This is a genomic window from Thermoactinomyces sp. CICC 10521 (assembly GCF_016055135.1).
GTDB lineage: Bacteria > Bacillota > Bacilli > Thermoactinomycetales > Thermoactinomycetaceae > Thermoactinomyces_A > Thermoactinomyces_A daqus.
Genome location: NZ_JAECVZ010000002.1, coordinates 54,316 through 68,616 on the forward strand (window position 1 = coordinate 54,316; position 14,301 = coordinate 68,616).

12 protein-coding genes are annotated in these 14,301 nt (G+C 52.0%); 11 read left to right on the top strand and 1 reads right to left on the bottom strand.

The annotated features are described in order from the left end of the window. Positions 1 to 27 precede the first annotated feature (27 nt). On the bottom strand, positions 28 to 924 hold the full coding sequence (locus I8U17_RS02245; protein WP_052154159.1) for a DMT family transporter: 897 nt from the start codon (positions 922 to 924) through the stop codon (positions 28 to 30). Positions 925 to 1,149: 225 nt separating this feature from the next. Here I8U17_RS02245 and I8U17_RS02250 point away from each other — a divergent pair, with 225 nt between their 5' ends. The 11 genes from I8U17_RS02250 (at position 1,150) to I8U17_RS02295 (ending at position 14,250) form a co-directional block, all read left to right on the top strand. Next, on the top strand, positions 1,150 to 1,833 hold the full coding sequence (locus I8U17_RS02250) for a response regulator transcription factor (protein WP_033100881.1): 684 nt from the start codon (positions 1,150 to 1,152) through the stop codon (positions 1,831 to 1,833). Continuing rightward, on the top strand, positions 1,830 to 3,302 hold the full coding sequence (locus tag I8U17_RS02255) for a sensor histidine kinase (protein ID WP_198055475.1): 1,473 nt from the start codon (positions 1,830 to 1,832) through the stop codon (positions 3,300 to 3,302). Before I8U17_RS02250 ends, I8U17_RS02255 begins: the two co-directional genes overlap by 4 nt. A gap of 212 nt (positions 3,303 to 3,514) precedes the next feature. Further along, positions 3,515 to 5,626: an ArnT family glycosyltransferase gene (locus tag I8U17_RS02260; protein ID WP_198055474.1), complete on the top strand. Its 2,112-nt coding sequence runs from the start codon at positions 3,515 to 3,517 to the stop codon at positions 5,624 to 5,626. Between the two features lie 16 nt (positions 5,627 to 5,642). Then, complete coding sequence (locus I8U17_RS02265) at positions 5,643 to 6,620, top strand: glycosyltransferase family 2 protein (protein WP_198058977.1); 978 nt, start codon at positions 5,643 to 5,645, stop codon at positions 6,618 to 6,620. Then, positions 6,607 to 7,023: a GtrA family protein gene (locus tag I8U17_RS02270; RefSeq protein WP_198055472.1), complete on the top strand. Its 417-nt coding sequence runs from the start codon at positions 6,607 to 6,609 to the stop codon at positions 7,021 to 7,023. Before I8U17_RS02265 ends, I8U17_RS02270 begins: the two co-directional genes overlap by 14 nt. Beyond that, a complete protein-coding gene (gene galU / locus I8U17_RS02275) occupies positions 7,020 to 7,910 on the top strand; it encodes a UTP--glucose-1-phosphate uridylyltransferase GalU (RefSeq protein WP_198058978.1) in 891 nt (296 codons plus the stop codon). The genes I8U17_RS02270 and galU overlap by 4 nt, the downstream gene beginning before the upstream one ends. After that, a complete protein-coding gene (galE, locus tag I8U17_RS02280; protein WP_198055470.1) occupies positions 7,907 to 8,905 on the top strand; it encodes a UDP-glucose 4-epimerase GalE in 999 nt (332 codons plus the stop codon). The genes galU and galE overlap by 4 nt, the downstream gene beginning before the upstream one ends. A gap of 8 nt (positions 8,906 to 8,913) precedes the next feature. After that, a complete protein-coding gene (locus I8U17_RS18245; RefSeq protein WP_232330854.1) occupies positions 8,914 to 9,279 on the top strand; it encodes a hypothetical protein in 366 nt (121 codons plus the stop codon). Then, a complete protein-coding gene (locus I8U17_RS02285; protein ID WP_232330855.1) occupies positions 9,246 to 10,427 on the top strand; it encodes a hypothetical protein in 1,182 nt (393 codons plus the stop codon). The genes I8U17_RS18245 and I8U17_RS02285 overlap by 34 nt, the downstream gene beginning before the upstream one ends. Before the next feature lie 451 nt (positions 10,428 to 10,878). After that, on the top strand, positions 10,879 to 13,074 hold the full coding sequence (locus tag I8U17_RS02290) for a DNA topoisomerase III (RefSeq protein ID WP_198058979.1): 2,196 nt from the start codon (positions 10,879 to 10,881) through the stop codon (positions 13,072 to 13,074). A 123-nt stretch (positions 13,075 to 13,197) separates the two neighbouring features. Next, a complete protein-coding gene (locus I8U17_RS02295; protein WP_198055467.1) occupies positions 13,198 to 14,250 on the top strand; it encodes a hypothetical protein in 1,053 nt (350 codons plus the stop codon). The last annotated feature ends 51 nt before the right edge of the window (positions 14,251 to 14,301 follow it).

Genomic DNA, 14,301 nt, shown 5'->3' on the forward strand with positions numbered 1-14,301 from the left:
GGCTCCTTTTTTGATGGCAGGCATCCTTCACAAGGCTGTTCCTCGTCGATGGATCAGGACCAGTCCGAAAACAATCAAAAGCATCCCCGAAAAAGCAAGGAGAGAGAGCGGATCATGAAAGATCAGATAATCGAAAAGCGCCGTGACCGGGGGGACACCGTAAAACAGGCTGGTGACATTGGTCAGATTCCCTTTTTGGATCAAGAAGTACAGCATCATGGAAGCACCGACAGAGATCACCAACGACATCCACGATAAACTGAGGAGAAACACGGGACTCCAGTGAACCTGCCATCCCCCGAAAAAAGGAAGCAAGAGAAGAATCACCAGCAACCCTCCGGAATATTGAATTGCCATGTTTACCGGCTGACTCAGTTTGATCCGTTTTTGCATAAACGTTCCGGCCGTAATGCAACCGAGGCACAACAGGGCGCTTGCCAGTCCGGATAACGGAAAGTGCGGAGCGGAAATGTGATCGGCCACCACGAGAACGAGACCGCTTAATCCCAAAAACAGACCTGACCATTGGCCATATCTGATTTTTGTGGCAGCAAAAAAGGCTGTGATGATCGGCTGGGCCCCCAGGATGATGGCCAGGATCCCCGGGGCCAGATGATTATTCAGCGCAATAAAGTAGAAGATTTGATACCCGGCTTGCAGCAACAGGCCGGTGAGTATGACATATCCCCATTCCTTGCCGGATTTGGGATAAGGGGATCGGGCAGACAGGCAGATGATCCAAAGCACAGCTGTTGAAATGAGGAAACGGAGAAAGACAAAGGTAAAGGGATTGGCGTACTGCAATCCCAATTTGACAAAGATCGCCCCGCTGCTCCACGTTAAAACAAAGGCGGCGGGAATGAGGGAACTCCATTTGTTTATTTGCTGCGGGGCTTTTGGCAGAAACCGGGTTTCTTTGTTCATGCTGTTTCACCTCTCTCTGGAAACAAAAATATTCATTATCATGAAAATTTTAATTATAGCAAACCACTCTCCTGCCTTCAGGTCAAGGATGCCTTGTTTGGATTGCAATGTTGTTTCAGTCGCCTGCATCACTTTCAACAAATTTTCAGTTTCCCTTCAGTATGGATTCAGTTAGGGCTAAGATAATAGAAGCGGAATGACTTCGGTGAAGGTGGTGGATGTAAGATGCACCAGATAAGGGGAATCAGAATATTGGCAGTCGATGATGAGCCGAATATCCTGCAATTTTTGGAGCTCGGCCTGCAAAATGAGGGATTCGAGGTGAGGACGGCCCAAGACGGTATGGAAGCCCTGAACCTCATGAAGCAGTTCCAGCCGCATGTGGTCATCCTGGATGTCATGATGCCCGGGATCGACGGCTTTGAATTATGCCGCATGTTGAAAAAAATGCAGAATGTGGCGGTGATCATGCTCACTGCCAAGGATGAAGTGGATGACAGGGTGAAGGGCCTCACGCTCGGAGCGGATGATTACATGGTGAAACCGTTCAGCTTTGAGGAGTTGTTGGCGCGGATCCATGCCCGGCTCCGCAATCAGTTCCCCGATCTGTTCGGAGAAGTGGTGATCGGGCCGTTTCAGATTGCAGACCGCCGCAAAGAAATCAGGTTCAGGGACCGGGTGTTGGAACTTTCCCCGACGGAGTATGCACTGCTTAAATTTTTGGTTCTCAATCATGGGCTGGTTTTAAGCAAAACGATGATTTTGGAAAAGGTATGGGGTTATGACTTCCAGGGAGATGAAAATATCGTTGAGGTTTATATCCGTTCATTGCGGGCCAAATTGAACGATAAAAATCATGAATTGATCCGGACCTTGCGTGGCTCAGGCTATCGGGTTGATCTTTCATGAATCGGAAACTGCGGGATGGCTTACGCACCATTTTTGCCTTTGATTCGCTTAAGATTCAACTCCTGTCCAGGTCATTGCTCGTCCTGGCCGGCTTGCTTATGCTGATCGGGCTTTTTCAGTATGTTTTTATGCAAGGGGTGATCTACAAAAACAAGGCGACCAGCATGCAGAGCCAAATTCTCGCCATTCCCCGCTTTGCCTGGGAGCAACTCGTTACAAACCCCGGCAGTCTGGACATAAATCCGGGAGACGACTTGCATCGCCCGTATTTTCTCATCCCTGACGTCAGTCTGGCTTTTGTTGATATGCAGGGGAATTTCCAGTTTGTCTCCATCAGTCCCGAAAGCGCCGCTCCTCCGAAGTTGGCTGCCGAGCAGTATCTGGATGCGCTGCGCAATGATCCGGAGGCGGATTATCAGGTAACGGCCGGCCCGGACGGGGTGGAGCAATTGCTGGTTCTGCAGCCGATTGTTTCGCATGACCGGGTGCTCGGAGTAGTTCAGGCAAGTACGCCAACCGGCCCGCTCAAGGAGCTGCTGATCCGGCAACTGTTCACCTTTTTGAGCCTCTCCCTCGCAGCGATGCTGGTGGGGTTGCTCGGATTTATGCCTGTGCTCAAACGCACGTTGGTTCCTTTGTTCAATATGGTGAACATAGCCGAACAGATCGATGCGGGCAATTTGGCCAAACGCTTTCCCGCCCGGCAAGGGCAGATGGAGATCGACCGACTGGCGGAATCCTTCAATGGCATGCTGGAGCGGCTGGAGGCTTCTTTTGCGGCAGAAAGGGAAACGAAAGAACAGATGCGCCGCTTTATCGCGGATGCTTCCCATGAACTTCGCACTCCGTTAACCTCGATACACGGTTTTTTGGAAGTGCTGCTGCGCGGTGCGGCCAACAACCCGGAGCAGCTGGACAAAGCCCTGAAAAGCATGCACAGTGAATCGGCACGCCTCAATAAATTGGTTCACGATCTTCTGCTCCTGGCCAAGCTGGATCGGACGCCTCATATGGAGCTTGCAGAAGGATGCCTGGATGCCATGTTGCGGGAGATGGAACCGCAGCTGCACATTCTGGCCGGGAACCGGAGCCTCTGCCTGTCCGTCGAACCCGATCAGAAATGCAAATACGATGCGGATAAAATGAAGCAGGTGATTTTAAATCTGTTTCAAAATGCAGTGCAGCATACCGATCCTGAAACAGGCCATATTCAAATTTCCCTGTCAGGTGAGAAGAATGGAGTCAAATTGTCCGTCCGGGATAATGGCCCGGGGATCGACGAACAGCATCTGCCCCATGTATTTGACCGATTTTACCGTATTGACACGTCCAGGGCCCGCAAACACGGCGGAGCAGGTCTGGGTCTTTCCATCACCAAATCCATTGTTGATGCGCATGGCGGAACCATTCATGTGGACAGCAAGGTGGGAGAAGGAAGCACCTTCACGGTTTGGCTTCCCAAACGTTGACGGCATTCAACCGGCGAATTCAGCTGGATTGAATGCTTTTTTTATGAAAGTTGCTCCGTTTCCCTCTGCCGTTGTGCCTTTTCAGCAAACATTCAGCCAATTCTCAAGCAATATTCAGTTACCCTTAAGCGTCAATTCAGCCAGAGCAGATAAGATAGCAGAGAAATGAAGACAGCGCATGATATCAAACAAAGAGGAGTGAATTCGCAACCATGACAGGACAAACGAAGCAGAGGCTGCGGATCGATTGGCTCTTGATCGTGATTGCCCTGCTGGCTGCTTTTTTGAACATTTTCGATATTTGGAAGGATAGATACGCGAATGCTTACTACACCGCTGCAGTCACCAGCATGCTTCAGAGCTTTCACAATTTCTTCTACGCTTCTTTTGATCCCGGCGGCTACGTGACGGTTGACAAACCGCCGGTCGTGTTCTGGATTCAGACGATGTTCGCTGCTGTTTTCGGGGTTCACGGCTGGAGCGTGATTTTGCCGCAGGCTTTGGCGGGTGTCGGCTCCGTCCTGATGATGTACATACTGGTCAAACCGTCATTCGGAAAAACAGCGGCCCGGCTCGCCAGCCTGGTCATGGCCTGCACACCGGTCGCGGCAGCGATCAGCCGGAGCAATAATATTGACAGCATGCTGGTGTTTGCCCTGCTTCTGGCCACCTGGATGTTGTTCAAAGGAATGCGACGGCAAAAGATTTCCTGGATTTTGGGCGCATTTGCCATGATCGGTGTCGGCTTCAACATGAAGATGCTGGAAGCCTATATGGTCGTACCGGCTATTTATCTCTTTTATCTCCTCGCTTTTAAGAGCGGATGGAAAAAGAAACTGACGGTGTTGGCCGCAGCAACGGTACTTATGGCCGCTGTTTCCCTCTCTTGGGCGGTCGTGGTCGATTCCATTCCGGCAGATCAACGGCCCTATATCGGCAGCAGCCAAACCAATTCCGTGCTGGAGCTCGCTTTCGGATATAACGGAATGAGCCGACTTACAGGAATGCACGGGGGAGGCAAGGGTGCCAGCGGCAAGAGCTGGATGAACGGAGAGCATCTGCGCCAGGCACAGGGGAACGGACGAAACATGGCGGGCGATCAGCATACGGCTCCGAACGGGAAACGGATGCCGGGACCGTTCGGAATGTCCAATGGCAAACCGGGCCAAATGCCCCGATTTGACCGAGCACAAGGCCCGGGATCTGGCGGCATGTTCGGCACCGGGCAACCGGGTCCGCTCCGCCTGTTTCAAAGCGAACTTTCCGGGCAAATCAGCTGGCTCCTGCCCTTTGTCGCCTTTGCCTCAGCAGGTCTGCTTGCCGGTGTTCGCCGTAAAAAGCCGCTTACGGATCAGCAACAAGAAACATTATTCTGGCTCGGCTGGTTGCTTCCGGTGATGGCGTTTTTCAGTGTGGCCGGTTTTTTCCATCAATACTATCTGGTCATGCTGGCTCCGCCGATCGCGGCCCTTACCGGAACGGGCTGGGTGGCGCTGTGGCGGCAATACCGGAACAAGGAGGAATGGAAACGCTGGCTGCTGCCTTCAGGGATTTTGGCGACGACCGCGTTTGAACTGGTGGTGCTTCACCCGTACCAGCAGCAGATCGGTGTCGGCTGGTCGATCGGCATCGGAGCGGCCGGCATCGGCTTGTCACTGGTCTTGTTCGTTGCCGCCAGTGAGAAATGGATCCCCGTCGTGGCCCTTGCCGGCATGCTCGTGCTGCTGGTGGCCCCTTTGTACTGGGCAGCGACCCCGATCATTTACGGTGAAAACAGCATGATTCCGGAGGCCGGACCGGTGCAGCGGGGCTTTGGTCCGGGAATGGCAATGGGGAAACGCTTTGCCAATCCGCAGATGTCTGCCAATCAAGAATCGCGCGAATCTCACCCGTTCTCCTCAGGAAGGACAAGGGGAGGACGCGAGACGCAAATCAACTCCAAATTGCTGCAATATGTGACCAGTCACAATACGGGTGAAAAGTATCTGTTTGCCACGACCAATGCGATGTCAGCCGCCCCGTATATCATCGAAACGGGCAAACCTGTGATGGCGATGGGTGGATTTTCGGGTTCCGACCCGATTCTCACTGTCTCCAAACTGGAAGAGATGGTGAAAACCAAAGAAGTGAAGTTTTTCCTGATTCCTTCCCAAGACGGTTTCAGGGGATTTGGGGACGGCAATGAAAGCAACCGGGTATTCGAGTGGATCCGGGCGCACGGCAAGGAAGTGCCCAAGTCCGAGTGGCAGCCGGACTCATCTCCCGATCACGGATTCCCCATGCACTTTGGCGGCGGGGAAACATTATACGAAATTGAGCAATAAGTAAGGAGGGCCGAACATGAATGAAGCGATTCGCTATTCCATCATCATTCCGGTCTACAATGAAGAAGCCGTTATCCATGAAACGCACCGCCGGCTCACGCAGGTGATGGAATCGCTAGCCGAACCGTATGAATTGCTGTTTGTCAACGATGGGAGCCAGGATCGCACAGAGGAAATCATCACGGAATTAAAAGAGGCTGATCCTCATGTCAAGCTGTTGGATTTCTCGCGCAACTTCGGCCATCAGATCGCAATCACGGCAGGGATGGATCATGCCCTCGGCGATGCGATCGTGATTATTGATGCCGATTTGCAAGATCCGCCCGAACTGATTCCGCAAATGATCGAGAAATGGAAGGAAGGGTATGAAGTCGTCTATGCCAAGCGCTCAAAACGCAAAGGGGAGACGCTGTTCAAAAAGTGGACGGCGGCTCTTTTTTACCGGACGCTCCGCGCGTTGACCGAGGTAAACATTCCGCTCGATACGGGCGACTTCCGCCTGATCGACAGGAAAGTGGCAGAGGCCATGAAGGGCATCCGCGAGAAGAACCGCTTTGTCCGTGGTCTGGTCAGCTGGGTGGGTTTCCGGCAGACAGCGATTGAGTACGTGCGGGATGAGCGGTTTGCCGGGGAAACGAAATACCCGTTGAAGAAAATGTTGCGGTTCTCGATGGACGGGATCACCTCCTTCTCTTATAAACCGCTGAAACTGGCTACATATCTCGGTTTTTTCATTTCCTTCGCCAGCTTTCTCTATCTGTTGGTCTCGCTCGGGGAAAGATTGTTCACGACGAGCACGGTTGCCGGGTGGACGTCGCTGATCGCCTGTGTGCTGCTCCTCAACGGGGTGATTCTGATCATTTTGGGGATTCTCGGCGAGTATGTCGGCAGAATCTATGATGAAACAAAGAACCGTCCCCTCTATATCCTCCGCAACAGGCCGAATGTGGAACAGAGAGAGCAGCAAGAGGTGAAGCAGGGTGTTCGCCCATAAGCAGGAGGCTGTTTTGCTCATTCGCTTCTGCGCTGTCGGGGTGGCCAATACGGCCGTCGATTTCGGCGTCTTCTGCCTGCTGACACTGGGCGGGATGCCGTTCCTTCCCGCTCAGGCATTCTCCTATACGGCCGGGATTGCCAACAGTTTTATCTTGAACCGGAAATGGACGTTTCGCATCAGGCGCAAGGCGAACACCCCGGAGTTGATGAAGTTTCTTTTGGTAAACGTTTTTTCACTGCTGGTGTCATCCGGCCTGCTTTACCTCTTGCGCGATGTCAATCATCTTTCGCTTTGGATTGCCAAACTGGCAGCCACCGGGGGCGGAATGGCGGTCAACTTTATCGGAAGCCGCCTCTGGGTGTTTTCAGGAACCAAAACCAAGGGGAGTGAAGTTTCATGAGGGTAAGGAAAGCAGTCATCCCGGCGGCGGGACTGGGTACGCGATTTCTTCCGGCGACGAAAGCCCAGCCAAAGGAAATGCTGCCGATTGTCGATAAACCCGCCATTCAATATATCGTCGAAGAAGCAGTCCAATCGGGGATTGAAAGCATCATCATCGTCACAGGGAGAAACAAGCGGTCGATTGAGGATCATTTTGACCGTTCCGTGGAGCTGGAACAGACCCTCCGGGACAAAGGGAAAACGGATCTCCTGCAGGAGCTGAAGCAGATTTCTAACATGGCGGCCATTCATTATATCCGGCAAAAGGTGCCGTTGGGGCTGGGGCATGCCATCTTGTGCGCTGAGCAGTTTATCGGGGATGAGCCGTTTGCGGTTCTCCTGGGGGATGACATGATGGTCTCGGAAAAGCCGGCCCTAAAGCAGCTGATCGATTTGTTTGCCGAAGCGGAAACCGAAGTGGTCGGGGTGCAATCGGTGCCGTCGTCAGAAGTGCATAAATATGGCATTATCGATGCCCGCAAACAAAGGGGAAGCGTCTATGAGGTTCGCGATTTGGTCGAAAAACCTTCCCTTCATGAAGCGCCTTCCCGCATGGCGATTATGGGACGTTATATCTTGAAGCCCGCCATCTTCCCGATCTTGCGGACGGTCGGCAGGGGGGCCGGAAATGAAATCCAGTTGACCGATGCCCTGCGGGTAATCTGCAAAAAGAAGCCGATCCTCGCCCGGGAACTGAAGGGAAGCCGCTATGATATCGGAGACAAATTGGGTTACCTGAAAGCCGGCATTGAGATCGGTTTGCGGCGGAAGGAAATGAGAGAGCCGTTTCTCTCCTATCTGGAGGACGTCTTGAAAAGGGAAATGGAGGGAGAGGTGTTACGATGAAATCCGTTTTGGTGACAGGGGGAGCCGGTTACATCGGCAGCCACACTGTTCGGGAATTGAAAAAGCGCCGGATCCATGTGGTCGTGCTGGACAACTTGTCCACCGGACACCGTGAGGCGGTGCAAACCCCTTATTTTTATGAAGGGGATATTGCTGATGAATCGTTAGTAAAAGAGATTGTGCAAAAGCATCGGATCGATGCCGTGATCCATTTTGCCGCCAAAAGTCTTGTCTCTGAATCGGTCAAAAAGCCGGACCTGTATTTCAGGGAAAATACGATGAAATCCTGTTCCTTTTTCGAAACGGTCATCCGCGAAGGAGTCCGGAACATTGTTTTCTCCTCGACGGCAGCGGTTTACGGATCGGCTCACTCCGCCCCGATCAGGGAAGATGACTCTTTGCGGCCTGTCAATCCCTATGGGCAATCCAAGTTGAAAACGGAAAAATATTTGCAATGGGCTGGGGCGAACCGAGGCGTAAAATGGGTCGCCCTGCGTTATTTCAATGCGGCCGGTGCTGCGCTCGACGGGGCGATCGGGGAAGATCATCAGCCGGAGAGCCATCTGATCCCCCTTGTCCTTCAAACCGCACTTGGACAACGTGAGTCGGTCGCCATCTACGGTGATGATTATCCGACTCCTGACGGAACCTGCATCCGCGACTACATCCATGTTCTCGATCTGGCGGTAGCTCACATTTTGGCTCTTCAGGCGCTTGGTGAAGGCCATCTCCCGCAAAATTGCTATAACGTGGGAACCGGGTCGGGCTATTCCGTCCGTGAGATCATCGACATGGCCGGACGCGTTACCGGAAAGGCGATCCGCAGCACGATCGCTCCCCGCCGGGAAGGAGATCCGCCTATGCTTGTGGCCGACAGCAAGGCCTTACGGGAGCACTTGGGCTGGAAACCTCAATACAGCGATTTGCAGACGATCATAATGAGTGCGTGGAAATGGCATCAAACCCATCCATTTGGCTTTGAAAAAAGGGGATGAAAATCGCGGTGTTTCGTCATAAGTTGCGAATCGGCTTGTTCCTGATCCTGGCCGCATCGATTTTGTTATGTGCCTTCTCCGTATGGAAAGCCCGTGGCGATGCCTCTCAGTCCAATGATCTGCCTCCGGCTGGCCACGCGGGCTGGCACAAACATTCAGGCCACCGGATGCATCAGGCGCACCCGGGCCAAAAGATTCCCGCCAGTCATCCGATGTGGAGAAACGGTGGCAATCCATCACCGGACGGAAAACATTTTTTTGGCAACTTTCGCGGGGCGAATCTTGCGATCGTGTTTTCCGCAAAAAGGGAAAGATTGCGCCTCAGCAGCAGAAGGCCTTTTTGTGGAGCTTGTTGGGAGCCGGCTTGTGCTTGAGGGTGGCTCTCGCTCCATGGGTCGGGGGGCAATCGTTTGATCTCAATCTCTTCAAAAGTTGGGCCTTGGCCGCAGCCGAAAACTTCAGTGGATTTTATCTTCATGGTTCCAGCGATTACCCACCCTTGTACATTTACATTTTGTATCTGGTTGGCAAGGCAGTCTCGCTTCCGGCGTTGGGTTCCTATTTTACCCTGTTGATCAAGCTGCCGTCCATCGCGGCCGATTTGCTCACCGCTGCTCTCCTTTACCGGCTGGCCGCCAAGCATCTTTCGGTGGAGACCGGCCTTCTGCTGTCGGCGTTTTATCTTTTTAGTCCGGCAGTATTCATCAACTCCACTTTTTGGGGGCAGGTCGATTCCTTCTTCACATGGGTTGTAGTCGTGGCGGTATGGTTGCTGACGGAGAAAAGGGTGTACGGCTCGGCAGCGCTTTTTGCCGCAGCCGTCCTGATGAAACCGCAAGGGATCATCTTTTTGCCTGTTCTGTTATTTGAGCTGGTGCGGCTGAAGAGTGTCAAGCGTTTTTTCATTGCCGCATTTACTGCATTGGCCACGGCTCTGGTCATCATCCTGCCCTTTTCCTTCCGGCAAAGTCCGCTTTGGATTGTCAAACTGTTCGCCGGGACCATCGGGGAATATCCGTATGCCTCAGTCAATGCTTATAACTTCTTCAGTCTGATCGGGGCCAATTACAAGCCGGATACAACCGTGATGTTGTTTTTCAGTTACTATACCTGGGGGATGATTTTCATTGTCCTCATTACCCTTTTCACCGGGTTTCTCTATTACAGAGGACGCAGCGCCAAGCATGCTTTCCTGGCGGCGCTGATTCAGATTGCCGGTGTCTTCACCTTTTCCGTCAGTATGCATGAAAGGTATCTGTTCCCCGCAGTGGCCCTGTCCTTGCTGGCATTTATCTTTCTTAAGGACAAAAGGTTGCTTTGGCTGTCCGTCGGATTGAGTGCCACCAGTTTTATCAACACCGCCACCGTTTTGTACGGCATGACCCGCGGAGGAGTCCCTTATAATGTTCCCATGTTTCTCACCTCGCTTCTAAATGTTGTTCTCTTCATTTTCCTGGCGAAGGCAGGCTGGGATCTGGCAGCGGGAACGAACAAGAAAGAGGATGCTTTGCGCACAAAATGAGGATCTTCATTTTCTCTGATCCATTGCGGCCTTCGTCTGAGATCGAATCGGACACCGCTTTGAGGCACTTGAAATAAAATCCTCAGCAAAAAACGCCGAAAACGCTATTTTAAGGAAGCGATTCGGCGTTTAAATACATCGCTTCTTCACCGTTATTTGCATACTCCGGACAGACTGCCAGCCATCTTCACATCCTTTTGCCATGCTTTCTCTCTCCCTTGATTTTCGGGTGGTGCATACTATTTGCTTCATGCTGAGTGAAACAAGTTTTGAGCTTTGGACAACTTTGTGTGATTCCGCGGCACCGGACTTTTCCTCCTGCATTCAATCGTCCTGTAGTCTCCTCACAGGCAGGGGGATGGTGCCTGAGATCATCCTCGCCCTTGATCTGCGGGGAAATAGGGTTAAGATAGAAGTATGTACTGCGGATGTTGGGTGAGAGGATGTTACGATGAGCAAAACAGTGGTATTGGCAGAAAAGCCCTCCGTGGGCAGAGATATAGCGAAAGTGCTGGGTTGTCACAAACAGGGAAATGGCTATATGGAAGGGGATCAATATGTGGTGACGTGGGCGTTCGGCCATCTGGTCACGTTGGCAGACCCGGAAGCCTATGGAGAGAAATACAAGACCTGGCGGTTGGAAGACCTGCCTCTTCTCCCGGACCGTATGAAGCTGGTGGTGATCAAAAAGACGGCCCGGCAGTTCCAGCAGGTGAAAAATTTGATGTCACGACCGGATGTGAAGCGGATCGTCATCGCCACCGACGCCGGACGCGAAGGGGAGCTGGTGGCCCGATGGATCATCGAAAAAGCCAGGATCAAGAAGCCGGTGAAGCGCCTCTGGATTTCCTCGGTGACGGACAAAGCGATCAAGGAAGGATTTCGGCAGCTGCGAGACGGCAAACAGTACGAAAACTTGTATGCCTCAGCCGTGGCGCGGGCGGAAGCCGACTGGATGGTGGGCATCAACGCGTCGCGGGCTTTGACGTGCAAACATAATGCCAGCCTTTCCTGCGGCCGGGTGCAAACGCCCACCCTGGCGATGATTGCTGCAAGGGAAGAGGAGATCCGGAATTTTCAGCCGAGAGCCTTCTACGGGTTGGAGGCGGTCACGGCCAATGGCCTGAAGTTGGTCTGGCAGGACGGCAAAACCAAAGACTGGCGAAGTTTTGCCAAAGAGAAATGCGAGCGTCTACTTTCCCGGTTAACGGGGCAAGAAGCGATCGTCACCGAAGTGAAAAAGGCGAAGAAAAAAAGCTATGCACCCCCGCTCTATGATTTGACGGAATTACAGCGGGAGGCAAACCAGCGCTTCGGTTTTTCCGCGAAAGAAACACTGTCCGTCCTGCAAGGGTTGTATGAAAATCATAAGGTGTTGACTTATCCGCGAACCGATTCCCGTTATCTTTCCACCGATATCGTCGACACTCTGAAGGACCGGCTGGAGGCTTGCGGGGTCGGCCCGTACCGCAAGCTGGCCCACCAGGCTTCCCGATCGCTGAAGCCAAACAAACGCTTCGTGGATAACAGCAAGGTTTCCGACCATCATGCGATTATTCCGACCGAAGAACCGGTCTTTTTGGACAAACTGAGCGCCAAGGAGAAAAAGATTTACGACCTCGTCGTCAAACGTTTCCTTGCCGTGATGTTTCCACCCTTTGAGTATGAGCAGACCACCGTTCAGACAAATATCGGCGGCGAGACCTTCATTGCCCGCGGAAAAGTGATCCGGGCGCAGGGATGGAAACAAGTTTACGGTGACCAGTGGCAGGAGGAGGAGCAAACCGAAGGGATGCCGGAGCAGATTCTGCCCGAAATCAAGGAAGGAGATCGCCTGGCGATCCGGTCTGTCAAATTGACCCGGGGAGAGACCAAACCGCCGGAACCGTTCACGGAAGGAAGCTTGATCGCCGCTATGGAGAATCCCGGAAAATATATGGGAAATCAGCGGAAAGATTTGCTCAGGACGCTGGGGGAAACGGGCGGGCTGGGAACGGTGGCTACCCGCGCGGACATTATTGAGAAGCTGTTTGACAGTTTCCTGATCGAGAAGAAAGGCAAGCATATTGCCATCACATCCAAGGGAAAACAGCTGCTCGACCTGGTTCCTGAGGAGCTGAAGTCGCCCGCTTTGACCGCCGAATGGGAGCAGAAACTGGGCGCCATTGCCAAAGGGAAATTAAACAAGGAATCCTTCCTTGCCGAAATGAGAGAATATGCGCAGGCGGTTGTCCGGGAGATCAAAGAGAGCGAAAAAAACTTTAAACACGATAACCTCACAACCAGCCGCTGCCCTGATTGCGGCAAACGGCTGTTGGAAGTCAGCAGCAAAAAAGGGAGAATGCTCGTTTGCCAGGATCGCGCTTGCGGTTACCGCAAAGGAATTGCCCGCGTGACCAATGCGCGCTGTCCGGAATGCCGGAAAAAGCTGGAGCTGCGCGGAGAAGGGGATGGGCGGATTTTTGTGTGTGCTTGCGGCTACCGCGAAAAATACGCTTCCTTCCAGGAACGCAAAAGCAAGGAAAAAAAGAGCATGGTTTCGCGAAAAGAGATTTCCAGGTATCTGAAACAGCAGGAACGGCAGCAGGATGAGGGAAATCCCGCGTTGAAAGAAGCATTGGCCAAATGGTTTCAGCAGAATGAGTGAAGAATTTATGCCTTCTCAAGTGATCGCTTGGGAAGGCATTTTTTAAGACAAAAAGATTTACAAACGTCTGTTCGTATGGTATCATAATTTTGACAACAAGAATTCACAAAAAGGAGAGCGAAGATGGCCAAAATAACAGAGAGAAGCACCAAGGCAACCATTTTGGCAGCACTTCGGGAAGCGGAAAAAAGAATCGCTGAACTGGAAAAAGGGAAACTGGACCCTGAAAGTGAAACTCAGGCGAAAAAAACGGCAGAAACCATCAAAAAAGCGGACAATCTCATGGAAGAGAACATCGACGTCAAAATTATGGACTTGTCCAAATCGGTCACCCGATTGCTGAGTAAAATCAGCGAGGACATTCTCGAGCAGACGCAAAACCTGAAAACGGTAAAAGAAGCCATTTCCATGAAAGAAGCTGAATTGAAGGAACTGTACGGGATTGAAAAACAGGCCCATACCCTGGCTGCACTGGTCAACGCCCATCAGGAACTGAAGTTGTCGCAAGAAAAAGAGTTGGCCGAAGAGAAAGAAAAAGCTTCCTCCGAACTGGCCGAGATCCTCAAACAAATCGAAACAGCTCGCAAAGAGCATGAATCGCTCCTCAAGGAACAAAAAGAGAAACTGGCGCAATTGAAAAAAAGGGAAGAAGAAGAGTTTAAATACGAGTTCGCCAGACATAAAAAACAAGCGCACGACCAACTGGAAGACGAATTGGCCAGCAAGCGGAAAACGTTTGAAGCGGAATTGGAAAAAAGGAAAAAAGAGTTGGATACATATAAGAAATCGCTCGACGAGCGCGAAGAAAAAATTCAAAAACGGGAAGAAAAAATGGAGGAGCTGGAAGCTGAAGTAGCCTCCATCCCAGACAAAATCGCCCAAGTGAAAAAAGAGGCCAAGGAAAAGGCAGATGCGGAAATGAAGAAAGTCTTGGCCATTCGCGAAGCGGCGTTCAAAAAAGAAGTGGAAGCGGACAAACGGATTCTGGAAAAGGAACGGGACAACCTCAAAAATCAATTGCAAATGGCCAACGAAACGATCGCCACATTGCAGGCGAAGCTGGATGAAGCATACAAACGAATTCAGGAGATGGGGATTCAGATGGTGTCCAGCTCCAATGAATCCAAAACCTTTGATAAAATCGCAGCTTTGGTGTCGGAGAAAAACAGCAAATAAGTTTGGAAGAAAGAGGGAGTTCAAGGCTTCCTCTTTTTTTGTCCCCCTTCT